Below are 24,613 nucleotides of genomic sequence, written 5' to 3'. Positions count from 1 at the left end.
CAGAACCGGATCACAAGGAATACCATGGATACCTGGCAAACCGCTTTTTGGCAGCTGCGGCTCGCCCAGTGCAAGAGCGCCCTGGAAAAGAATCATTTCGAGGTCTTCATCGCCCAACATTGCGACGAGGCGAGAACGCTCTTTCTCGATGCCATCTTGCCGAAGCTGACCGTCCGATCCGCCTCCTGGGCGGACTCGATGAGCCTGCACGCCACCGCCATCCTCGATGCGCTGCGGCAAATGCCCTCCATCAACCTGATCGAGACCTTTGCCCCGGGCGTGCCGCGAGAAGAACTGATCGAGCGGCGGCGGCAGGCCCTGCTGGTGGATCTGTTCCTCACCGGCACCAACGCGGTGACCGAAACAGGGGAACTGGTCAACCTGGACATGATCGGCAACCGGGTCGGCGCGATCACCTTCGGCCCACGGACGGTGGTCCTGGTCATCGGCCGCAACAAGCTGGTGCAAACCGTGCAGCACGCCATGGACCGGATCAAGTCCTACAGCGCGCCGATGAACGCCATCCGCCACACTGGCTGGAAAATGCCGTGCGTCAAAACCTCCTTCTGCATGGATTGCAACAGTCCGGACCGCATTTGCAACACCTGGACCATTACCCAGAAATCCCACCCCAAAGGCAGGATCAAGATCATTCTGGTCAACGAGGACCTCGGGCTCTAACCATTATCGTTTGTTCTCGATGAATCCGTCACGCTCGACAGATCGGCAGGGGTGGCGCGCAGCGACAACCCGATCCGCCTTCGCTTGACATCCACCTCCAGCACGCGCACCTGCACCTGCTGGCGGACCTTGACCACTTCCGCCGGATCCTTGACATACCGGTCGGCCAACTGACTGATATGGACAAGGCCGTCCTGATGAACGCCGATATCCACAAAAGCACCGAACTTGGTCACATTGGTGACGATACCGGGCAGGCGCATGCCCTCCCGCAAATCCTCCAGCCGCTCGATTCCCGGAGCAAAGGCAAAGGCGGCAAAGGATCGTCGCGGATCGCGGCCCGGTTTGCCGAGTTCGGCTAGAATATCCTCCAGGGTCGGCAGCCCGATCCCGTCCTGGACATACCGATCGAGCTGGATGCGTTGGCGCCGGTGTTCCTCTTCCATCAGCGCGGAGATCGTACAGCCGCACTCCCTGGCCATTTGTTCGACGATGCCGTAGCGTTCGGGATGCACCCCCGAGCGATCCAGGGGATTTGCGGCGTCGTGGATGCGCAAGAAACCGGCGCACTGCTCAAAGGCCTTCCTGCCGAGCCGGGGTACGTGCAACAGTTGCCGCCGGTCGGTGAACGGCCCCTTTTCCCGACGGTAGGCAAGGATGTTGGCCGCCAGGGTTCCCCCCAACCCGGAGACATAGGCAAGCAACTCCTTGCTGGCACTGTTCACCTCGACGCCAACCCTGTTCACGCAGCTGACGACCACGTCATCGAGGCTCTGTTTGAGCGCTTTCTGCTGAACATCGTGCTGATACTGCCCCACGCCTATGGCCTTCGGATCGAGCTTGACCAGTTCGGCCAACGGGTCCTGTAGCCGCCGGCCAATGGAAACGGCGCCCCGCACCGTGATATCGTGGTCGGGAAATTCGGCGCGGGCGACCTCGGAAGCGGAATACACGGAAGCGCCGCGTTCATCGACCAGGGTGACCACCACCTCTGACGGCAGGTCCAGGCCGCGGACAAAGGCTTCGGTCTCGCGGCTCGCCGTGCCGTTGCCGATGGCAATGGCCTCGATGCGGTAGCGACGGCAGAGCCGGAGCACGGTTTGCGCCGCTTCCTCCTGCTGCGCGCGGGAAAGCGTGGGGTAAATGGTGGTCCAATCGAGCAATTGGCCCTGTTCGCCCAGACAAACCAGCTTCGCGCCGGTGCGAAACCCGGGATCCAGGGCCATGGTCCGCTTTTGTCCCAGGGGCGGGGCGAGCAACAATTCGCGGAGGTTGTCGGCAAACACCGCGATCGCCTCCTGGTCAGCCTGTTTCTTCAGCTGCGTCCGCAGTTCATTTTCCAGCGAGGGAGCGAGCAACCGCTTGTAACTGTCGTCAACAGCCAGGGTCACCTGCTGGCCGGCAAAGCCATTGGCACGGACAACACAGCGATGCAGGATCGTCAACGCCTCGTTTTCAGGGGGACGAAAGGAAAGACTCAACACCTTTGCCTGTTCCCCCCGGAACATGGCCAGCAGCCGATGGCCGGCCGCCTTGCCCACGGGTTCCCGCCACTGAAAATAATCCCTGAACGTAGCGCCGCTTTCTTCCTGGTTCTTGACCACGGTCGAGGTGATCACGGCTTTATGCCGAAAAATGTCCCGGAGCCGGGCACGGATGGCGGCATCTTCACTGATCCATTCGGCGATGATGTCGCGGGCACCACTCAACGCCTCCTCGACCGTGGCCACCTCCTGTTCGGGGTTGACAAAGGCTTCAACCTCGATGGGTTGCGTCTTCTGACCATGGAGCAGTGCTGCCAGGGGCTCCAGGCCCTTTTCCCTGGCGATCTGCGCCCGGGTTCTTCGCTTGGGCCGATATGGCAGATAGATATCTTCAAGGGCGGCCAGATCAGCGGCGGCGTTGACGGCCTGGCGCAAGGCCGCATCCAGGATTCCCCGCTCGTCCAGGGAAGCGAGAATGGCCGAGCGCCGCTTGTCCACCTCGGCCAATTCGATCCGCCGATCGCGAATCGCGGCGAGTTGCAGCTCATCGAGGCACCCCGTGGCCTCCTTGCGATAGCGGGCGATGAACGGAATGGTCGCGCCATCATCGAGCAGGGCGGCAACGGTCTCCACCTGCGCGGGTCGTATGCCGAGTTCATCGGCGATGGTCTTTGGGTAGCAGTGCATGGGTAAACAATCCAAAAGCCACGGAGGCGAGATATTTCAGCTTCGTCATGCGGCGTACTGTCCTTTCACCAAAAGGAGCAGCACCACAAACACAGAGGTGATCAGCGTCAGCAGGAGAGCAAAGACAAAGGCAACCCTGATCACCACGCCTTCGTCACCGATCCGGTCGATGGAGGCGGCCGCGTTCTGCAGCTTTGCCGGCGAAACCACGCTGGCAAGCCCGCCGCCAAACGCCAGTCCGGCGGTGACGATGAGCAAGCCATCCAGGGAAAGGTTCAGATTCCGGGCGGTGGACATGGTGTATTTGGCAAACATGGCAATGGTCGAGGCCTCGCTGCCGGTCAGAAATCCGCCAAACAGACCGATAAAGGCGACCACCTGGCCGTAGGCCCCCTGAAACAGTGCCGCCGAATTATCGGCCAGCACCTTGACCATGCTCGGCACGGCATAGGTCCGGGTGGCCATGTCATAACCCGACATGTTCATGATCTCGCCGATCGCGAAAAAGATGGCGGCGGCAAAGACCGGCCGCGGCGCCCGCTTGAGCCAGATCGCCAGTGCCTCGCGGAGCTGTCCGCCGGTGGCCCGCAAAAAGGGAAGCGCCAACAGGGTGCTGACCAGGATCCAGGTGTAGGCCTGCCAGAGCGCCCGGGTGTCCAGCGGCCGGCCATCGGCTGTCAGCCCCATGATGGGCAGTTTCATGGTCCGGTACAGCCAGTTGAATAGATCCTGCGGCACATTGAGCACCAGGATCAGGACGACGAGCATGGCCCACGGCATGACCGCCCGCCACAGCGGATACCGTTTGGCCAAGGCGAGTTCCTCGGCCGTCAGATGCCGCCGATCGAGAATCGGCCGCCCGGTGACCAGCAGATAAACGCCCATGGCCACAATAACCGCCATGCCGCAGAGCACCCCGGTCACCACCACCAGGTTGTCGTAGCGGTTGGTGAAGGAGGAGACGACACCGATCACAGCGCCGCTGATCAGGCAAGGGAGCCATCCCCGGCGCACCGCCTTCCAGCGGCCGGCGATCCACAGCATGCAAAAGCCGATCAGGGTCGACACCAGCGGCAGAAAATGGGCAAAGATCATGCCGGCCTGGTGGAGGGCAATCTCATGCCCGTTGCCCAAAAAATGGTTGGCGATATCGACAAAAACCACAAGTGGGGCGCCCAACAGGGCGTAGGTGCACAGCGAATCGTAGCCAATGGCCGGCAGGGCAATGGCCACATAGGTGGAGTATCCCATGGCCACCAGAATCGGCGGCAGAATCGAGACAGGGGTGGCGCCGACGGCCACCATCAGGGTGCCGAAGCCAATGTTGATCATCATGATCTGCACCGCCCGGTTGCCGCTGGCAATGGTCTTGATGAAAATGGTGATCCGCCGCAGCGCCCCGGTTCGCTCCATGATGGCCATCTGCAGCAAGGAGGTGGCCACGATCAACGACACGGAAAAGGAGCGAATGAGACCGGCCGCGGTCGAGCGAAGAATGACCTCGACCGAGGTGTGAAATCCGGCCCAGGCGACCAGCGAGATCACCAGCCAGCCGATGACGCCGCTGATGTCGGCGGCCTTGCGATAGAACAGAAGAAGGATGAGAATGACGGCAATGGGCAGCAGGGTCAACAACAGGGGGGACATGGAAACGGCACTCCTTGGCGGTTGTTTGGCCAGCGGCGATCAGAACTGGCGGGGCGGCGCACTATAATATACGCGGCCAAGACCCGCCAGGGCGAAGAGGCTGTTGGCGACCGCGCGGCAACGCCCGATTCCTTCCCGCCCAAATGCGCGGGCCCGCCGGAAGCGCTATTCGGTGAATCCCTTCTCCGCCATCAACTCGGGGTTCGTGAACAGGGCCATGCCCGTTTGCATCCGCCGAAACCCGAGGGTGCGATAAAAATCCTCCTTGCCGGGGGATGCATACAAAATGACATTGCAATTTGGCACATTCCCCAGGATAGTTCGCAGGATCACCGTGCCGATCCCCTGCCCTTGATATTCGGGAACCACCGCGACATCATAGACCGCGGCCTGGCGAATCCCATCGGAAATGGCCCGGCCAAAGCCGACGAGCCGGCCCTTGTTCCGGACAAAGACGGTGGCATGACTGGCTTCAAACGATTTTTTGTGCACCTCGGGCGGAAAATGCGCCATCCCGACGCTTTTGAGAGTTGCGGCGACAGTTGCCCAGTCCACATCGAGGCAGTTCAAACGTATGTCCAATTCCATTCTTTTTTCCTCAATACCGGTTCGACGGAGGTGATGAAGGTGTTATCGGAACAGAGAGAAAACGCGGTGTCCGGAGTGGAAACCTTGAAAAAGATGATCAGTCTTCTGGCCACCTGTATCGGCTTGGCGGTGATCGTCATCGGGCTCAACTATGCCGTTGACGTGTTTCGGCTCATTTTTACCCTGCTGCACACCCCGGCTTCCCTGACCGATCCCATTGCGCAGTTGGCGACAAGCTTCGGCGGCAAGGCGTTCGATATCAAGCTGACCGAACGAACCATTCCCCTGGCCAACCTCATCGCCTTGCTCATTTACTGCTTCGGCGTGCTGCTGAGCGCCTTGCTGACCATGGCCCTCATGCAGACGGGCGCGAAAATCGTCTCCCTGACCGCTGGCGATCGCCATGCCGTGAAGCAGTTGTTGCGAAGTGCCTTTGGCTGCCGGGCGCGGCCGAACGACGATGCAGCGGAGCAAAAAAGGACGATCCGTGACTGACAGCCTCGACAATCGTCCGGGTAGCTTGCCCTGCTTTTTTCATTGCAGAGCCGTTGATCGCGTGCCCTTGCATCTTGTAACGGATGACAGCCGGGCGCTTCGACTAGAACGCGCCGTTGTCGCCTTTCAGCCGCCCTTTCCTCCTTTTATGCACACAAGAATGGCATGAACCGCTTGCTCAGCACCTGGTTGATTGCCGCCGTAACCCTGGCGCTCTTCATCTGGGCCGTCTCACTATTGCATTGGGATCGACCGTCTCCGCGGCAGCGCGCCTCGTCTCCCGAAAAAGCGACCTGTCCGCAGACGCTTGCGACCAGTACCACGATCAACGATTTGCAGACCATCCCCCAGGACATCGGTCCATTCGCCGCGGTGTTCAAGCAAACCATGCGTGCCGATGAGCAGCGCCAGGCAGCGCGGCAATTTCATCAGCAATATTTTACTCCATGGACAACGACCGCACCACTTTTCGAGACCACGACAGTGGCCGAGGGGGTCAGGCAGCTCGCCGCACAAACATGGTATGGGGAGAATCGGCTGATCGTTGAGCCAACCCGCATGCAGCATCTCTTGGCTCTTGCTGACTTGGAGCGTTTTCCTTCCATGAATCAATTGGGGATCGCGATCAAACCCTCGTTCATCCGAATCCTGCCCACCATGAGGCCGTTTTACGAAACCCCGGACGACGTTCCCTTTGACCATCTCCAGTTCGCAGAAATCAAGCCCAACGAACCTGTTCGCCTCCTGCATGCAACCACGGATGGCGCTTGGTTGTACATCGAAACGTCCTATGCCAACGGGTGGGTGGATCCCGAGGCCATCAGGCTGGTCGATGAATCGGTGCGAAACCGGTTGGCCAATGCACCGCAACTCGTTGTCGTCAGGGACTATTCATCGATTCAGACCACACAGAGCAAGATCTTGCCCCAGCCGAAAATCGGCACCCTCTACCCATTGGTGAAGGAAGAGGCCGATCATTGGCTGGTCGATGTGGCGGTAGTTGGCGACGATCAACATGCCACCCTCGCCACAGCGCGCATCGCCAAGAATGACGCCCGCCGCCATCCGTTGCCGCTCAACTCCGAAAATGTGACGCTCATCGGCAACGAACTCCTCAAAACCGACTACGGCTGGGGCGAGCTGTACCGAAACCGCGACTGCTCGGCCACCACCAGAGACTTCTTCCTTGCCTTCGGCATCTGGTTGCCGCGCAATTCGTACAAACAGATTACTTCAGGCCCGTTTGTGCCGCTGGCGGGTCTCTCCACCAGCGACAAGGAACTCCGCATCCGAGAGCAGGGCATCCCCTTTCGAACCCTTCTCCATCATAAAGGCCATATCATGCTGTACGTGGGTCTCCACAACAGCAAGCCGGTCATCTTGCATACCGCCTGGGGGCTGGCCTACAGGCCCACCAACTGCCCCGAGCAGAAATTCATCATCGGCAGGACCATTGTAAGCACCTTGGAGGCTGGCAAGGAATTGTCCTTGTCAAAAGGGACGACCCTTGACCGACTGGACGGGATGCTCCTGCTCCCTGTGCCCGATAAAGAACACGCCCAACGGAATCAGCCGAGTGCAGCGGGTGTAAAATGACGCCCCCGTAACCCCTCCTGAAAAAAGAAAGCGATTGCCACGCAGTCGTTCCCTTCATTACGGACAGGTTGCGGGGAGGGTTAATCAATGATGATGGCTTCCCGAACATGCACCCGAGCCGTCCGCATTGCGAATCAGATCCAGCTCTCTTCTTTCCATTGCGTCCAAAGCCTCCCGTGCGGTCATGTTTCTTGCCCGATAGCGGGTCACCCCGTCGTCAGCGAGGATGGCAAAGGCCGCCTCGGTCAATGTGCCGGTGATAATCGCTTCGCAACGATGAGTTAAGACGATCCGGGCCAGTTCACAGTCAGAACCAGGGGACATGGTATGTTCGATGGGAATGCAGGTCATGGTTTCGACATTGACAAGGAGCAAATAAAGTGCGCGGGCAAATTCATCAGTCACCGCGCTGTCGAGCGTGGAACCGGTTGTCGTTAGGGCAATATTCATAATCACTGCTGTCTCATAAATTTCTCCACAGTAAAATTTGTGGAGAAACAGTTGTTTGAGTTGATGGAGGTTTAAACAATTCGATCAAATCTCTTCTCGCGAAGAGGTTGAGTTGTAGTAGGCGAAGTATCTGTTGCATGGAATTGCCTAATTTGGCTTTGAATTTCAGGTAAGCCAGCATGAGGTAGACACAGAGGGCAATCCAAACCTGGGTCAACACCGCGTTGCTTGTGGTGCCGAGGAAAGTCTTGATCTTCAGGTTTTGCTTGATCCATTTGAAAAACAATTCGATCTGCCAGCGCTCTTTGTAGATTTGGGTGATCTCCTTGGCTTTCAGGTGGTGGGCGTTGGTGACAAACCGATACTCGATGCCGGTCGCCGGGTCGGTATAAGCGACCAGACGCAACGGCTGCTCAACCCCTTTGAGCCGGATGGTCTGATCGTTGGTGATCCCAGCGCTCCTTCGCCCGGCCCGTTTAAGCAGGTATTGGACATCGGCATTGCTTTTCAGCCGCGAAACAAAGAAAACGGCGTTAGCGGTCAGGTCGCTGTGCCAGCGGTAATCGGTGAAGCCGCGATCAATGCAGACAAAGGAGCCCTTGGGGAGTTGCAGGGTCCTGGCCCAGTTGATCTCGTGTTCCTTCCCCTTGGTCATGTCCATGAAGACCGGAAGATGCCCATCGGCATCCAGGCCGACATGCAGTTTGATGGCTCCCTTTTTCTGCCTGAATTCGGCCCAGGGAAAGGCGGCGAGGCAAAGGTTGATCACCGTGGCATCAAGCAGGTACAGCTTGCCTTTGAAGGAGAAGCGGTGTTTGGGCGCTACCAGTTGGCACCTGTCCAGCAGCTTGGCGAACAGTGCTTGAGAGCAGCGGGTTGCTCTGCGTTGACCCGAGCCAAGGTTGCTTTAGTGGTTCGCTTCATACCAAGATGATAGAGCCGCTTGCCCTGTGCCATGAGATTATCGGTGATATCCCGGAGGCTTTTTCTGCCGGAAAGCTGGCCGATCAGCATGGCTAGGAATTGACTCCAGCGGTTGTAGGAACGGAAATTCTGTCCCGCGTGATGCAGTTGAGCCAGTGTGTCAAATTCATATCTTGGGACAAGTGTAAGCAATTGCTTGAGGACGGTATCGCTATAGGCCATGGCTCGGATCTCCTTGGTTTGTATGATCTTTATGCAAAATCATTATACCGCCAAGCAGCTCTCCGAGCCTCCTTATCTTCATTTTTTATGAGACAGCAGTGATTCATAATAACTCTCAAACATGGAAGGAAAAAGCGGAACCTGTGGTCGATCTGGTTGGGAATCGTGCAGCCGGCTGAGCAGGCCGCCGGAACCATTGACCATTTCCACCGGCGTGTTGCCCAGGGCGTAGGTGTTGATCACCTCGCTCCAGAACTGCTGATCGTTGTAGCCGACACGCAGCTTGTAGCTGCTCTCGGGCAGGGTGAAGCAGACCTGGCCGTCGGCCCCGGTGCTCAGTTCCTGGCCCAGGGCCGTTCCTTTACTGGTGTACAGCGCACCAGACGCCAGGCCTTGACCCGATAGGTCCCGGCCTCCACCGCAAAGAAGGCCACGCCGCTGGCATCGCTGGTCAGGCTTTGGGGATGGTCGGGATCGCTATCGCTGATCGCCACCACCTGGGTGTTGGGCAGGGCGGCCCCACCCAGGAGCAGCGTCATCCTGGCCAAGCCCTCGGGGATGAGCACGGTCGGGTTGCCGCTGGTGAAGGGCTCGCTGAGATAGGTTCGCCCCAGATAGCGCGCCTGAACCGCATAGGCCTGTGCCGGAAGACTCCATTGCAGGGTGACGTCGGCTCCGGTGGCGGCGGTGAGCGCCAGGGGGGTACCGTCCACAGTGCACAGCGTGGCCTCGATGTTGGCCAAGGCCACGCGGTTGTTCTGGTAGCTCCGGACCACCGAGACCGTGTGGGCCAGGTGGGGAATAGCCAGGGCCTGGGAGGCGACCAGGGGGACGGTGAACGGATCGGTGCTGTATTCATACCCCGGATAGTTGGCCGTGACCCGGTAACTGCCATCGGCCAGGTTGTACGCCGCCTCGCCGGTGCTGGAGGTGGTGACCGACTGATTGAGGTAGGAGCCGGAGGCCGAGGAAATAAATGTGTCCCCTTATCGTGCGGCATCGACAAGCCCGGCCTGCTTGTTGCGTACGTTGCAACACACCGTATAGACGTTATCTTGCTTTGGGCAAGGTCTGCGACGTCAGGCGGTTCTATGCGGAGTGGTTGGGTCATGCAGAGAAGACTCTCTGGAACGATTCAAGGTTCAAGATCTCCCCCTATACCTACACGCCTGGGGAATGGCGATTGAGAATATTGCCCGTGGCTTGTCGCCGCGCGAGGGGGGAAAGATGAGTAACGGCGGCCACGGTGGGGCTGTGCCCGCCTTATCGGGTTTACCCTGAACTCCTCTAAATAACAGGTTAACGAGTACTTGGCCCCACGCTATCGAGTCTTCCTTGCTCGATATTGAAAGGAACCTGATCGAACCAAATGATCGAACCCTCTTTTTTTACAACAATGCGACGTTCTGGCGATTTAGCTGCTACTTGCTCTAGTTTTTTTTGTACTTGCCCTTCAGGTAAACCCTTCCATTCCGAAGCAATTAATTTTTGTAAATTTGCTACAGAACTTCGCTCAGTTTCATAAGATTGTTGGAGATAGTCAAGAGAGATAGACCTATCTATCCAAAAATAGGCAAAAAAAGCACAGCAAATTATACTAACAGATAGAGAAAGCAAAAGAAACAGCGTCAATTTCTTCATGTTTATCGCCCTGAATTATATGCCCGTGTAGCAAAATCGCGACAATGATTACTGTTCCATGGATTCCATTTATATTTAGGTCGCTTCGGATCTTTGGAAATTTTATCAATATAATCAAGAATTTTTTTCTCATCAGCATTAGCGTCACAAGTCAACTCAGAATCTGTATCCTTCCCAGCTTTTTTCTCAAGAAACTCTTTCAATGCCGCCAGTGACTCAGGGGTTGGTTGACCGTTTTTATCTAGCTGTAGGTTGGGTACGCTAAGTCGACGAACATTGCCTTCATCTGAAGGCAAGCCTGATCCAACAGCTTGGCTCGCTGGATAACGCCCATACTCGTAATACTTAGTTGTACCATTGGTATCATAGGTAAGAATTCCTCCGTGACCTCCAAGACTTGTTGATGTAAAACCCATACCTGTATCAATAGGCATGTTGGGAAACAGTACCTTGCAACCAGCAAGTCCCTCTAAATCGATCAAATTCACCGGATCGCCACCAACATAAGCAAAGAGATTAATCCCCCCATTCAACCCAATCAGGTCAGCGGATAGGTACCTCCCCGTGGAAGGATCATAAAACCTGTGCCAGTTGTAATACAACCCGCTCTCAGGATCAACCATCTGGCCGGGGAAGCGGAATCGGTGATCGATCTGGTTGATCACCTCGGTCACCTGGCCAAAGGGCTGGGTGTCGCCCTGCCAGATCACGGTCCCTGCGGCGTCGACGAGCAGTTGCGCTGTGCCCAAGTGATCGTTGAGATAATAGACCACCTGGGGCGTGGCGGTAACCGGGGTTGACGTGGTGGTCAGCATCCCGGCCAGCGACTCCGAGGCCAGGGCCAATAGTGGCCGGTATTGCGGTGGCGTCCCGTGCCAGCGGGAGGGATGGGGATCGTGCAGCCGGCTGAGCAGGCCGCCGGAGCCATTGACCATTTCCACCGGCGTGTTGCCCAGGGCGTAGGTATTGATCACCCCGCTCCAGAACTGCTGATCGTTATAACCGACGCGCAGCTTGTAGCTGCCCTCGGGCAGGGTGAAGCAGGCCTGGCCGTCGGCCCCGGTGCTCAGTTCCGGGCCCAGGGTTGTCCCTTCATTGGTGTAGAGCGTCACCACTGCCCCCTGTACCAAACCATCGGGATTGGCCTCGGTGATTTGGCTATCGTCGCGCACGGTGACGGTCATGGTGCCCAGCTCGATGGTCAGGGTGGCCTGGCCCTCGCTTTCCACGCTGATGAACTCGCGGCCGAGCAGGGTGGCCACGGTGTAATAGGCCCGTTCCTCGGGTACCACAAAATGAACCATGCTTTGATCGTCACTGTCGGCATGGAGCCCGGTGGCGTTCAGCCCCTCGCCTTCGCCCAGAGAGTAGAGATAACAGCGCAGCCCGGAGACCGGTTCCGCGCCGTTCCCCTGATCCTTGAACACGCGGACGGCCAGGTCGCGATGGGGGATGGTGAGGCTGGCGGCGAGAACCGTTGGTGTTTCGATCGCTTCGAGAGTGAAGTCATAGCCCAGATACCGGGCTTGGACCATATAGGTCCCAGCCTCCACCGCAAAGGAGGCCACGCCGGAACCATCGGTGGTGGCGCTGCGGTTAAGCGGCTCGCCTTCGGCTGTATAGAGGGAGCAGACCACACCGGGCAGGACGGTGGTTTCGTCCGTGCGCACGGTGATCGCCAGGGTGCTGGCCCCCAGGTTGAGGGTGACGTTGGTGGTCTGGTCGGCGAGCACCGTGCCGATGCCCTGGTACACGGTTTCACCCAGGGTGGCCTTGAAGGTGTAGGAGCCGGCCGGCAACCGGAATTCGGCCACGCCGCCAGCGTCGGTGGTCAGGCTTTGGGGATGGTCGGGATCGATGTCGCTGATCGCCATGACCTGGGTGTTGGGCAGGGCGGCGATGCAACATATCTGGCTGAAACGGCGGCCCTATGTAAGGGCTATCCAGCACCAAAAAAAACATCGATTACGTTTTTAAGCCACCGTCCTGTTTTCTTGATAAATGAGTCTTTTCCGACCTTAAGATCCCGAACATAAAGTACTGTGCAGTAAATCATAAAAACTACAGAGAGAGCAATTGTAATAAATGTAAAGGTTGACATTTAGAATCCCCAAGTTCCTATTTCTCTGATTATTTCGTCAGGTTTATCCTTGAAATTCTTTGCTTTAGCTTTCAGGACATCCCATGCCGAAGGCTCACAAGGGTCATCAAACTCGGTACCAAAGGGCAATATACCCAGAAGATTTTTCCACGTTGCGTCGTCCCAACTTTCATTCCAAGCCTCATTCCATTGTTGTAACGAGCGATTCCAGGCAGATTGTGCAGACCACAAGTTCCATGTACCAAGCGCTGCGACTCCAGTTCCAGCAGGTGCCCCTAACCCAGTGCTTGTCAAACCAGCTGCTGCGCCAAGTTTCAAAACACCTCCAGCGTACAGCCGACCAGCGTTTGCTGCATTGCCAAGTGAAGCAATTCCTTTGGTGGGATTAAATAATCCAAGCGGATCAATCGAGTTCACCGGATCCCCTCCGACATACCCATACAAATTCGTCCCCCCATCCAGCCCAATCGGATCAGGTGATAGGTACCTCCCAGTGGCAGGATCATAAAACCTGTTCCAGTTGTAATGCAACCCGCTTTCAGGATCAACCATCTGGCCGGGGAAGCGGAATCGGTGATCGATCTGGTTGATCACCTCAGTCACCTGGCCAAAGGGCTGGGCGTCACCCTGCCAGATGACTATTCCTGTGGCGTCGACGAGCAGTTGCGCCGTGCCCAGATGATCGTTGAGGTAATAGACCACCTGGGGCGTGGCGGCAACGGGCGTTGACGTGGTGGTCAGCATCCCGGCCAGTGATCCCAAGGTCAGGGCCAATAGTGGCCGGTATTCCGGTGGTGTTCCGTGCCAGAGGGAGGGATGGGGATCGTGCAGCCTGCTCAGTATACCGCCGGAGCCATTGACCATTTCCACCGGCGTGTTGCCCAGGGGATAGGTATTGATCACCCCGCTCCAGAACTGCTGATCGTTATAGCCGACGCGCAGCTTGTAGCTGCCCTCGGGCAGGGTGAAGCAGACCTGGCCGTCGGCCCCGGTGCTCAGTTCCTGGCCCAGAGCCGTCCCTTCACTGGTGTAGAGCTCCACCACCGCCCCCTGCACCAAACCATCGGGATTGGCCTCGGTGACCGCACTGTCGTCACGCACGGTAACCGTCATCGTGCCCAGCTCGATGGTCAGGGTGGCCTGGCCCTCGCTTTCCACGCTGATGAACTCGCGGCCGAGCAGGGTGGCCACGGCGTAATAGGCCCGCTCCTCGGGCACCACAAAATGGACCATGCCCTGATCGTCGCTGTCGGCATGGAGCCCGGTGGCGTTCAGCCCCTCGCCTTCCCCCAGGGAGTAGAGATAACAGCGCAGCCCGGAGACCGGTTCCGTGCCTTGCCCCTGATCCTTGAGCACGCGAACGGCCAGGTCGCGATAGGGGATGGTGAGGCTGGCGGCGAGAACCGCCGGTGTTTCAATCACCTCGCTGGTGAAGTCATAGCCCAGATACCGGGCTTGGACCCGATAGGTCCCAGCCTCCACCGCAAAGGAGGCCACGCCGGAACCATCGGTGGTGGCGCTGCGGTCAAGCGGTTCGCCTTCGGCCGTATAGAGAGAGCAGACAACGCCAGGCAGGACGGTGGTCTCATTCTTGCGCACAGTGATAGACAGGGTACTTGTCCCCAGATTGAGGGTGACGTTGGTGGTCTGGTCGGCGAGCACCGTGCCGATGCCCTGGTACACGGTTTCACCCAGGGTAGCCTTGAAGGTGTAGGAGCCGGCCGGCAAACGCAATTCGGCCACGCCGCTGGCATCGCTGGTCAGGCTTTGGGGATGGTCGGGATCGCTGTCACTGATCGCCACCACCTGGGTGTTCGCCAGGGCAGCTCCACCCTGGAGCAGTGTCGCCCTGGCCAAGCCCTCGGGGATGAGTACGGTCGGGTTGCCGCTGGTGGGTGAGCGCCAGGTGGGAGAGAAACATCTTGGTGCCTCCCCTAATTTCAAGCTATCGAGCTTCAGGGCTCCGGGGTTGAGACATATATTCAACAGCCTTGGGGTAGCCGTTATCTGCCGCCATTTTAATCCAATTCATAGCTTCTTCACGATTAATCTCAACACCAACTCCTTCTAAATAATTTTCACCGATAAAATATAAATCGGCAGCGATACATCGATCGCTGTTACAGTCACTGCCATCATGAGCACGTCTTAACCAGTATTTAGCTTTTTCCTTGTTTTTTTCAACACCATGGCCAAAAGCAAAACATTCACCAAGAATTTTTTGCGCTTCAGAATACCCAACAAATGCCAATGGCTTCAAATAATAAAGAGCATATTCATGATTTTCTTCCTTTAAGTGTAAGATTGCTTTATCAAACACATAATTTTTTAATAAAAAACTTAGCATTAATACAACTAAGCTTAAAGATAACATTATGATTATTCGCTTGACGACTTTCATGGCCCAACCTTTAAAGTGTTGGAACCACTTTCTCGTTTTATCAAATTCTGTAAATTTCTAAACTGTTGTACCGTTTCTTGATTATTTTTATTCGCATTTATGCAACCAGCCGACCTGCTTCCAAGGTGAAATGCGAAACCACCTCGTTCTAATCCTGACAGGACCTTCCAACCGGGAATTTTTGGTGATGGCTCTAACCTGAACCAATCATTATGACCAGGTCTATTGTCTTCATTTATATTATAGTTACCTGGTACAATTGGACCATTGTATTTGTCATCAGTGCATTCGTCAGAAGGAACATCTTGGCATTCACCTTGACCAGAAAAAACACCTTCAGGCCCAACTTGCCTTTGCTCGTGAGGACCTATAAAATTTATATCATCTGTAGTATTTGAAACACAAATCAACGTGTGTTTTGATATTGAATAAGTGCATTTTGCCAATCCCCACGGATCCACCCAGTTGACCGGATCCCCTCCGACATAAGCATAAAAATTCATCCCCCCATCCAACCCAATCGGATCAGGAGATAGGTATCGCCCGGTGGAAGTATCATAGAACCTGTTCCAGTTGTAATACAACCCGCTCTCAGGATCAACCATCTGGCCGGGGAAGCGGAACCGGTGGTCGATCTGGTTAATCACCTCAGTCACCTGGCCAAAGGGCTGGGTGTCACCCTGCCAGATCACGGTCCCTGCGGCGTCGACGAGCAGTTGCGCTGTGCCCAGGTGATCGTTGAGATAATAGACCACCTGGGGTGTGGCGGCAACGGGTGTTGACGTGGTGGTCAGCATCCCGGCCAGCGAGCCTGAGGCCAGGGCCAATAGTGGCCGGTATTGCGGCGGTGTTCCGTGCCAGAGGGAGGGATGGGGATCGTGCAGCCGGCTCAGTATTCCGCCGGAGCCATTGATCATTTCCACCGGCGTGTCGCCCAGGGGATAGGTATTGATCACCCCGCTCCAGAACTGCTGATCGTTATAGCCGACGCGCAGTCTGTAGCTGCCCTCGGGCAGGGTGAAGCAGACCTGGCCGTCGGCCCCGGTGCTCAGTTCCTGGCCCAGGGCTGTCCCTTCATTGGTGTAGAGCGTCACCACTGCTCCCTGTACCAAACCATCGGGATTGGTCTCGGTGACCGCACTGTCGTCGCGCACGGTAACCGTCATCGTGCCCAGCTCGATGGTCAGGGTGGCCTGGCCCTCGCTTTCCACGCTGATGAACTCGCGGCCGAGCAAGGTGGCCACGGCGTAATAGGCCCGCTCCTCGGGCACCACAAAATGAACCATGCCCTGATCGTCGCTGTCGGCATGGAGTTCGGTGGCGTTCAGCCCCTCGCCTTCGCCCAGGGAGTAGAGATAACAGCGCAGCCCGGAGACCGGTTCCACGCCGTCCCCCTGATCCTTGAGCACGTGGACGGCTAGATCGCGATGGGGGATGGTCAGGCTGGCAGAGAGAACCACCGGTGTTTCGATCACCTCGCTGGTGAAGTCATAGCCCAGATGCCAGGCCTTGACTCGATAGGTCCCGGCCTCCACCGCAAAGGAGGCCACGCCGGAACCATCGGTGGTGGCGCTGCGGTTGAGCGGTTCGCCTTCGGCTGTATAGAGAGAGCAGACAACGCCAGGCAGGACGGTGGTTTCGTTCGTGCGCACGGTGATCGACAGGGTACTTGTCCCCAGATTGAGTGTGACGTTGGTGATCTGATCAGCAACGACTGTGCCGATACCCTGGTATACGGTTTCGCCCAGAGTCGCCTTGAAGGTGTAGGAACCGGCCGGCAGCCGGAATTCAGCCACGCCACTGTCGTTGGTGATCAGGCTTTTGGGATGATCGGGATCACTCTCGCTGATAGCAAGGACCTGGGTGTTCGCCAGGGCTGTCCCGCCTTGAAGGAGCGTCACCCTGGCCAGGCCTTCGGGGATGAGTACGGTAGGGTCATCGTTGGTGAAGGTCGAGCTGAGATAGGTTCGCCCCAGATAGCGCGCCTGAACCGCATAGGCCTGTGCCGGCAGACTCCATTGCAGGGTGCCGTCGGTGCCGGTGGCGACGGTGAGCGCCAGCGGGGATCCGTCCACGGAGCACAGGGTGGCCTCGATGTTGGCCAGGGGGACGCGATCGTTCTGGTAACTCCGGACCACCGAGACCGTGTGGGCCAGGTGGGGAATGGCCAGGGTCTGGGAGGCGATCAGGGGCACGGTGAACGGATCGGTGCTGTACTCATACCCCAGGTAATTGGCTGTGACCCGGTAACTGCCATCGGCCAGGTTGTACGCCGCCTCGCCGGTGCTGGAGGTGGTGACCGACTGACTGAGGTAGGAGCCGGAGGCCGAGAACAGCATGGTCTTGACCCCGGCGATCCCCGCTGTTCCGTTGGTCACGTTCAGCACATAGGAACCGCCACCGGTGGAGATAGTGGTGTGGATGGTCTGGTCGGGCGTGACGGTCAGATTCCCGCTCCAGAACAGTTGGCCTTCATGGGTCGCCTGGAAACGGTACGAACCTCCGGGCAGGGTGAACGTGGTTTTTCCCTCGCTGTCGGTCAGAGCTGTTATGCCGGTATCGGTCCCCGTGGCGGTATACACCCGCAGGGTGGCCCCTGCCAGCGGCATGCCGTTGTTGGTCGTATTGACCACCGCCTTGCCGCCGGCGATGACGATGGGAGCGTTTTCCCAGGTCACGTCGGCCGACCAATATTCCTGGGCCAGATAGGTGGCCTTGATCCGGTAAGGCTTTTGCGGCACGGAAAATATGGCCTCGCCCTGGGTATTGGTGCTCCGCTGCTGGCCCAATTCCACCCCTTCAGGGGTGAAGAGGGTGCAGGGCACCGAGCTCAGTGGCGTGGCCGCACCCTCGTATTGCAGGGTTACGCGCGCGGTGAGGTCACGGCGGGGAATGGTGAGGGTGGCGGCCGTGTCGGAGGTGACACTCAGCGTGGTGCTCCAGAACGGATAGCCCAGGAACTCGGCCTTGAGCAGATAGCTCCCGGAAGGCATGGTATAGCTGACCTTACCGGTGGTATCGCTGGTCCGGGTGAGGCCCAGGTAGGCCCCCCCTGAACTGTGGAGCGTGGTCTTGATCCCCGAAAGGATCGCACTGGCGTCATCGGCGAGTTGTACGGTGAGAACCCCGCCACCGGAATCGACCGTGACCGAGGCCCCGGCAGCCGCCGTGGTCAGGGCGCTGCTGTACAGCTGGCCGAAGAGTTCCGTGCGGAACGTGTATTTGCCTCCCACGGGCAGGGTGAACGAGACCTTGCCCGTTTCGTCAATGGTCCCGGAAATTCCCAGGTATTCACCCGATTCGCTGAACACGTAAACCGTGGCGCCGGCCTGGGTGGCATCGCTTGTCGGTACCTGCACGGCGACTGGCGTCTCGCTGATCACCAGGCTGACACCCTGGCTGGTCTTGACCGTCACCGGTTCGGTCCACAACTGATGCCCCAGGTAATCGACCCGGAACCGGTATGCGCCCTCGCCAAAGTCATCGCGATTGAACGTCGCCTTGCCCTCGGCGTCAGTGGCGACATGGAGATTGGTGTATTGGTTCTGCTCGTCAAAGGCATAGGCCTGAACCCCCTCGACAACAACCCCGGACGAAGTGGTCACGGTGACGGCGAACGCGGGCAGGGCGGTATAGTCAAACGCACTCAACCGCTGGCCATCGAGGTAGACATATTCCCGCAGGATGGTCCCCTGGATATCGGCCTCGGCCAGCAGGTTACCGCTCGGATCGTGCAGAAACAGGGTCGTGCCGGCTGTGGTGACGGCTGTTTTTCGCAACCCCCGGAAGTCGTAGCTGTATTGGCCGGCCACCGCGTTGTTGAGAGTGACCCGTGCCAGCCGGTTCTCCTGGTTCCAGGTGTAGGCCTGGTTGCCCTTGCTGAGCGGGTTGCCGGCCGCGTCGTAGCTGTAGTCAATGGACTCGGCACCCTGGATACGCTGCAATCGATTGCTGGATTGGGCATAGGTATAGGTTGAGGTGGCCCCGTCCTGGACGCTGGTCAATCGGTTGCCGGCCTCATCATAGGTATAGTTGATTGCTCCGTAGACGCCTTGAGCGGAGAGCAGGCGGCTGGCCTCGTCGTAGGCAAAGGTTTGGGATTTGGCGCTGGCCAGCTGGTCGGCGATGGCGGTTACCTGGCTGATCGCGTTATAGCTGTAGCTCCGGTGCATGAGTCCGCCGGCTTGTATGGACGTCAGGCGGTAGAGTTGATCGTAGGTTGAAGCCACGGACAGGCCGTTTCCCAGGGTCATGGCCGTGGGAGGGCCGAAGGGCAGACGGGCGATGCTCTCGGCGACGATACTGGTTTGCCCCTGGTAGACACTGCGGATCGCGGTGACGTTGCCGGCGGCGTCGCGCTCGGAGGTGACGATCCGGCCGCTGGGATAAGTAACGGCCACCAGCTCGCCGTTGTCATTGTAGCTGTAGTTGGTGGTGAAGGTGTGGTCGGTGATGGCGGCGGTCTCGGCGCTCAATTCGCCAAAGGCGTTGTATTTGAAGCCATAACTGCTGCTGTTGTCGCGCACAGCGGTCAACCGGCCCTTGCCGTTGCTTCCGGCATCGTAGGTGTACGCCACGTTCAGCGCGTTATCCGGATAGAAGATCCCGGTTAACCGGTTGAGCGCATCATAGACGTAGGAGACGGTGATAGTGTTGGCGTCGGTTTTCTCGATCAGGTTGCCGGCGGCGTCATAGCGCATGGTGACCGTGCCGGTATCCGGTGAGACCTCGGCAACCCGGTTGCCGAAATCATCATACGTGTACCGGGTTGTTCTGCCTTTTGCGTCGGTGACAGCGCTCAGGTTGCCGTGGAGATCGTAACGGAAGCTGACATTGCCGGCTGGTTCATCCGCCGCGCTCATGTGGTTCAGGACGTCATAACTGTAGGCGGATGTTTGTCCCAGGCCGTTGGTCAGTTCCGTCAGATTGCCCGTCTGGTCATAGCTGCGTTGCTCGTTGCTGCCGTCGGGATGGGTCAGCTTGAGGATCCGGCCGGCCTGGTCATATTCGGCGGAGAGCGCGGTGGTCAGGTTGCCCTCCGGGTCGCGAACTTCCCGGCGCAGCACGCGGCCTTCACTGTCATAGTCATAACTAATGGTGTTGCCGATTTGGTCGGTGACCTGAGCCACTTGACCGGCAGCGTTATAGCTGTAGGAGAGGGTGCGGTTGCCGGGAAGAATCACGGACGTCAAGGCGCCGGCGTCGTTGTAGCGGTATTGGGTGACACGGCCGCTGCTCTGCCGTTCGATGAGGCGGCCTTGCGCATTGTAGGCAAGCAGGGTTGTTTGCCCGTTGGCATCGGTGATTTGTCCGGGCAGTCCCTGGTTGTTGTAGTCGCTGAATACCACCTGGTGACCAGCGGCATTGGTGACGCTGCGGAGAAAGCCCCGGTTGAGTCTCTGGCCCGGGGTGTTGTCATAATAGCTCAAGGTGATGATGTCGTTGACATCGGTTCTTGGTCCGTCGATGGAGACGATGCGACCCAGGCTGTCATAGACGGTGGTGGTTGTTCGGCTGATCGCTCCACTGGCGTTGTATCCCGTTTCCGTGCGGGTAAGCGGGTTGCCCGCCGCGTCATAGGAGAAGGACGTCACCTTGTACTGCCCGGGGTTGCCTGTCGATGGTTCGGTGATGGTCGCCGGTTTGTCAAAATTGGGCGTGTAGGTGGTGGTGGTCGTATATTCCTGGGCGGTCCCGATGGCGCGGGTCTCGCGGATCCGGTTGCCCTGTTCGTCATAGGCGTAGGTGCTGGTAACGCCCCGTGCGTCGGTTTGCGAAAGCACCTGTTGGCGCAGGTCGTAGGTGTATTGGCTGGCGCTGTCGGACCCGCAGGAGGAACAACCGGGACCGGTGAACGACTTGACTTGGGCCACGCCATTCCAGGATTCGAGCTGGTAGGTGGTGACGGCTCCCAGGCTGTCGGTGATCACCCGCTTGAAACCCGCCTGATAGGCAATGGTCACCTTCTCACGGTTGTTGGCGAAGGCCGAGGTAACGACCCGGCCCATGGTGTCGTAGGTAGCGGTGAGCACACGAATGCCGGTTTCGTCGACAATGCCGGTCAGGCAATGCGGATTGGTGGCGTTTTCGTAGAGATAGGTGCGCTGCTTGCCGTCGGGGCGGGTGACGGAAACCAGATTGCCGTTGGAGTCATAGGCGTAGGTGAACACACCGATTGGAGCGGTGAGCGTGGCAACCTTGCCCGCCTCGTTGTACCCCAGACTCAGAGTCCGGCCGAAGTTATCGGTAATGCTCTTGAGATTCTTTCCTTCATGGGTGTAGTTGATCTGGTTGCCGTTGGCGTCTTTCCGGAAAAGGAGTTGTCCCGCGAAGTTGAACTGCCGGGCGCGTCCATCGGGCAGGCGCAGCAGGTAGCCTTCCTCGGTCTTGGTGATCAGTGCCCGGGGGCCGACTTCATTGGCCCACTGGTCGGTCGTGCCGTTGGCGGTGAAGTGCAGCAGGTGGCCGTCGGTACGGATGTAGACGATCAGTTCAAGACCGGTCTCGATCTGCAGGGACTCAAGCTCGGAGAATGACCAGCCGTAGCCAAAGCTCGTGTCCTCCTTGCTCTGGCTGTTGTAGTAACGGGAGAAGTTGAGCGGCTCCACCGGCCCGGCCAGGCTGACGTCGCGTTCACGGATAAACTTGTTGCCAGTGGAGAAGTTGATACCGTGATTGGAAATAAACGGGTTGCTGCCGGCAAGGGAGGGGATCGCGGCAAGGAGGATCCCGAGGCAGAGGAGCAAACACTGTATGGGGCGAAAGAAGCGTTTCATGACCGTTATCGATAGGAAATGGTTACCGTAACGGGATTGGGCAGCCAAGCGCCGGAATCATCAAGTATTGCCAGCTGGTCATCGTGGCGCCGTTGGCGGCCTTGGCCACCACCTGCACCATCAGTTCTCTGCCACCCCAGGTCGCCTTGCTTATCCGGGCTCCGGCGAAGTCGGCATATTTCCAGTTGATGCTCGTTCCCTCATAGCTCTTGCTGCCGTAACTGCTGTAGCTGGAGGCGCTGACATCCTTCAGATACAGCGTGACGCTCCCCTCGGCTCCACCGACATATTCCTTGAATTGCACCGTGCCCAGAATGTCACAGGTGAGGTCGGCATAACATCGAGGACCGATGATTTTTACCTCCGGCGTGTTGTCGATGGTGATGAGGATATCAATAGAAGTTGAGGCGCCATTGTGTGCTGTGGCGACGGCTCGAATGATGTGCTTTCCTTGTGCCCATGATCCCCCATCGGCAATGGCTCCAACAATCTCCTGATAGGTCCAGTTTATGACGTTTGTTCCTTCAAAGGATTTGCTCTGGATCCGATATGCATATGAGTTGTTAGGGTATATGTGATAGAGGGTGACGGATCCTTCATTGCCGCTGACGTATTCCTTGAAATCGACTGTTCCCTTAATGTCGAGATCGCCTTCAGCTTTATTGGCTGAACCCGTAACCTCCGGGGTGTTATCGATGGTGATGGGGATATCAATAGAAGTTGAGGCGCCATTGTGTGCTGTGGCGACGGCTCGAATGATGTGCTTTCCTTGTGCCCATGATCCCCCATCGGCAATGGCTCCAACAATCTCCTGATAGGTCCAGTTTATGACGTTTGTTCCTTCAAAAGATTTGCTCTGGATCCGATATGCATATGAGTTGTTAGGGTATATGTGATAAAGGGTAACGGATCCTTCATTGCCGCTGACGTATTCCTTGAAATCGACTGTCCCCTTAATATTGAGATCACCTTCAACTTTATTGGCTGAACCCGTAACCTCCGGGGTGTTATCGATGGTGATGGGGATATCAATAGAAGTTGAGGCGCCATTGTGTGCTGTGGCGACGGCTCGAATGATGTGCTTTCCTTGTGCCCATGATCCCCCATCGGCAATGGCTCCAACAATCTCCTGATAGGTCCAGTTTATGACGTTTGTTCCTTCAAAGGATTTGCTCTGGATCCGATATGCATATGAGTTGTTAGGGTATATGTGATAAAGGGTAACGGATCCTTCATTGCCGCCGACATATTCTTTGAAATCTACGGTTCCCTTGATATCAAGCTCACCTTCCGTTTTGCTTACAGTGCTCGTTACTGCCGGCGTGTTGTCGATTGTGATACTTTGGGAGTTAGAACTGCAATTTCCTTTTACGTCGCAAGCTGTTGCGACAAATGTGTGTGTCCCCTGGGCCATGGCACCGGTATCTAAGGTGGTGGACCAGTCAGCCGAACCTTTGCCGGATTTGCTTCCTATGGAATAGGTACCGCCGCTCGGGAATGTTTGGCGAACCGTCAATGATCCTGAATTATCTGTCCAGCAGTTGGGCGGGTGAGCTCCGTCACAAAAAGTGTATTCGCTGAATTCACCTGATGCTTGCAGGGGGAGCGCACCCTCCTGCCCGCTGATAGAAATAGAGGCACTAGTGGCGGCGGCTAATGCCGGTATAAATGCAAAAATACTAAGAACGGTCAGAATCCAGACACTCAGCCGTCTGATCAGAGCAAAGCAGCACATTCGGTTTTCCTTGCTTGAAAAGAAAGGTGAGAAAGAGTTACGGCAAAAACAGGATTGTCTGCCAGTTCTCCGTATTGTTGGCGGAGCGAAGCCCCACAACCAGGGGGACCGGTTTGGTAGGAAGTGACAGTTTGTGCTGTGCAAACGCCTGCACTATGTCGCTTTTTTTGATGAGCACAGATGGTTCTTTGCTTTGAAGAGACAGGATGACGCCATGTTGGTAGAAAATCTCCACCGAGCCGGAGTAGGCACTGCTGGCCTGAAGAAAAGTGGCTTTGATGCTTTCCATGGCTCCTTCCTTGTTTTTGTCCACATTGAGCATCGGCAAGGCTTCCACCTCGAAAGGAACAAATTGGACGCTTTCGCCGCCATTGGTTCCCGTGGCTGTTAATCTGATCAGATGCTGTCCTGGAGGGAGTTCCGCGATGGAGATCGGCTTGCCCGTCCATTGCGACAGCGGTTTCTTCTCACCATTGGCCTGAGAGGTGATTTGCGTTACCCCAAGCGATCTTTCATCCACAGCGACATCGAGAAAGCCGACGACCTCTTGCTTTTCGTTGTAAAATTGGAAGCCCACCAAAGGATCGGGTACAGGTGATTTAGAACCAGGTTTTTCCAGGGTGATGATCGGCGTTGCATCGAAACTGAAGGGGAGTTCTGCCTCATAGGTCTTGCCGATGGAGTAGTGTACCTCGCAGCGCACAACATGATCACCGTTCCCCAGAGTTTGCATGGGCAATGGTTTTTCGATGTGCAGGGTTGGTTCGCTAAAGGTTTCCTGCAGTACCATGGAGCCGTCGAGCGAGACAGTGTACATACCCCCAGGAGGAGCAGGTTGCGCGCCTTTCTCAAGGGTGATTTTTTCTCCGGCGAAGGTAATGGCGAGGAGAACGCCGTTCTTACCATTCTTGATGTTGAGTTGGAGCGGGGCATTTTTCGTGTCCTGTTTGCCTGGTTTGGGCAGGAGCTGGACAAACTGTTTGGTTTGTGGTTCCGTGGTTGCGCCGATGGCAGGTGATATGTTGACCAGGACGATCAACGCGACGGTAAACGAAAAAATATGGTGACGATTAGACATGGGAGGAAGCAAATTCGGTTGAGGTAAGTGTTGTAAGCAGGCGACCTTGACAAGTCTCTTCGATTACAAATATGAAGTCAAGAGAGTTTTTTCATTTTATATTCGAA

The 24,613-nt window shown here is 57.2% G+C and carries 16 protein-coding genes and 1 pseudogene; 3 read left to right on the top strand and 14 right to left on the bottom strand.

What is annotated here, in order from left to right; all coding sequences use genetic code 11:
• Positions 1–24: 24 nt before the first annotated feature.
• A complete protein-coding gene (locus DESPR_RS07230; RefSeq protein WP_015724148.1) occupies positions 25–681 on the top strand; it encodes a lactate utilization protein in 657 nt (218 codons plus the stop codon).
• Here the strand turns inward: DESPR_RS07230 and DESPR_RS07225 are convergent.
• The 3 genes from DESPR_RS07225 to DESPR_RS07215 all read right to left on the bottom strand — a co-directional run bounded on the left by DESPR_RS07225 (position 678) and on the right by DESPR_RS07215 (position 5,087).
• Entirely contained in the window at positions 678–2,852 is a 2,175-nt protein-coding gene (locus DESPR_RS07225; RefSeq protein WP_015724147.1) for a Tex family protein, read from the bottom strand. The two genes, DESPR_RS07230 and DESPR_RS07225, sit on opposite strands and share 4 nt — an antisense overlap.
• A 45-nt stretch (positions 2,853–2,897) precedes the next feature.
• Entirely contained in the window at positions 2,898–4,499 is a 1,602-nt protein-coding gene (locus tag DESPR_RS07220) for an L-lactate permease (protein ID WP_015724146.1), read from the bottom strand.
• 165 nt (positions 4,500–4,664) lie between these two features.
• Positions 4,665–5,087 carry a GNAT family N-acetyltransferase gene (locus DESPR_RS07215; protein WP_015724145.1) on the bottom strand — a complete coding sequence of 141 codons (423 nt, stop codon included), beginning with the start codon at positions 5,085–5,087 and terminating at the stop codon, positions 4,665–4,667.
• 33 nt (positions 5,088–5,120) lie between these two features.
• On the opposite strand from DESPR_RS07215, the gene DESPR_RS07210 reads away from it, so the two are divergent.
• On the top strand, positions 5,121–5,582 hold the full coding sequence (locus DESPR_RS07210) for a hypothetical protein (protein WP_169701558.1): 462 nt from the start codon (positions 5,121–5,123) through the stop codon (positions 5,580–5,582).
• A gap of 165 nt (positions 5,583–5,747) precedes the next feature.
• Positions 5,748–7,178 carry an NlpC/P60 family N-terminal domain-containing protein gene (locus DESPR_RS17190; RefSeq protein WP_015724143.1) on the top strand — a complete coding sequence of 477 codons (1,431 nt, stop codon included), beginning with the start codon at positions 5,748–5,750 and terminating at the stop codon, positions 7,176–7,178.
• Between the two features lie 84 nt (positions 7,179–7,262).
• Here the strand turns inward: DESPR_RS17190 and DESPR_RS07200 are convergent, their stop codons facing one another.
• From DESPR_RS07200 to DESPR_RS07165, 11 genes and pseudogenes are all read right to left on the bottom strand, one after another.
• Positions 7,263–7,628, bottom strand: a complete 366-nt coding sequence (locus DESPR_RS07200; protein ID WP_015724142.1) for a NifB/NifX family molybdenum-iron cluster-binding protein — start codon at positions 7,626–7,628, stop codon at positions 7,263–7,265.
• A gap of 13 nt (positions 7,629–7,641) precedes the next feature.
• Positions 7,642–8,774: pseudogene (locus DESPR_RS07195) on the bottom strand (IS4 family transposase).
• Between the two features lie 78 nt (positions 8,775–8,852).
• A complete protein-coding gene (locus tag DESPR_RS18680) occupies positions 8,853–9,017 on the bottom strand; it encodes a hypothetical protein (protein ID WP_174262876.1) in 165 nt (54 codons plus the stop codon).
• 92 nt (positions 9,018–9,109) lie between these two features.
• Positions 9,110–9,523: a hypothetical protein gene (locus DESPR_RS07190; protein ID WP_043769820.1), complete on the bottom strand. Its 414-nt coding sequence runs from the start codon at positions 9,521–9,523 to the stop codon at positions 9,110–9,112.
• 550 nt (positions 9,524–10,073) lie between these two features.
• Positions 10,074–10,415, bottom strand: a complete 342-nt coding sequence (locus DESPR_RS17855; protein ID WP_015724140.1) for an Imm58 family immunity protein — start codon at positions 10,413–10,415, stop codon at positions 10,074–10,076.
• 2 nt (positions 10,416–10,417) lie between these two features.
• Positions 10,418–12,289 carry an RHS repeat-associated core domain-containing protein gene (locus tag DESPR_RS19145; protein WP_015724139.1) on the bottom strand — a complete coding sequence of 624 codons (1,872 nt, stop codon included), beginning with the start codon at positions 12,287–12,289 and terminating at the stop codon, positions 10,418–10,420.
• A gap of 227 nt (positions 12,290–12,516) precedes the next feature.
• A complete protein-coding gene (locus DESPR_RS19140; RefSeq protein ID WP_272867046.1) occupies positions 12,517–14,373 on the bottom strand; it encodes an RHS repeat-associated core domain-containing protein in 1,857 nt (618 codons plus the stop codon).
• An 88-nt stretch (positions 14,374–14,461) separates the two neighbouring features.
• Positions 14,462–14,917, bottom strand: a complete 456-nt coding sequence (locus tag DESPR_RS17850) for a tetratricopeptide repeat protein (protein ID WP_081457984.1) — start codon at positions 14,915–14,917, stop codon at positions 14,462–14,464.
• Positions 14,914–21,693 (bottom strand): RHS repeat-associated core domain-containing protein, encoded by a 6,780-nt coding sequence (locus tag DESPR_RS07175; RefSeq protein ID WP_015724137.1) that lies wholly within the window; start codon positions 21,691–21,693, stop codon positions 14,914–14,916. Before DESPR_RS07175 ends, DESPR_RS17850 begins: the two co-directional genes overlap by 4 nt.
• 22 nt (positions 21,694–21,715) lie before the next feature.
• The gene (locus DESPR_RS07170; RefSeq protein WP_015724136.1) at positions 21,716–23,428 is read right to left on the bottom strand and encodes a hypothetical protein; all 1,713 of its coding nucleotides are present in this window, start codon (positions 23,426–23,428) and stop codon (positions 21,716–21,718) included.
• Positions 23,429–23,465: 37 nt separating this feature from the next.
• Positions 23,466–24,506 (bottom strand): hypothetical protein, encoded by a 1,041-nt coding sequence (locus tag DESPR_RS07165; protein WP_015724135.1) that lies wholly within the window; start codon positions 24,504–24,506, stop codon positions 23,466–23,468.
• Positions 24,507–24,613 lie beyond the last annotated feature (107 nt).

It is taken from the genome of Desulfobulbus propionicus DSM 2032 (genome assembly GCF_000186885.1).
GTDB classification, from domain to species: Bacteria; Desulfobacterota; Desulfobulbia; order Desulfobulbales; family Desulfobulbaceae; genus Desulfobulbus; species Desulfobulbus propionicus.
This window is presented reverse-complemented; position numbering and strand designations above follow the sequence as displayed.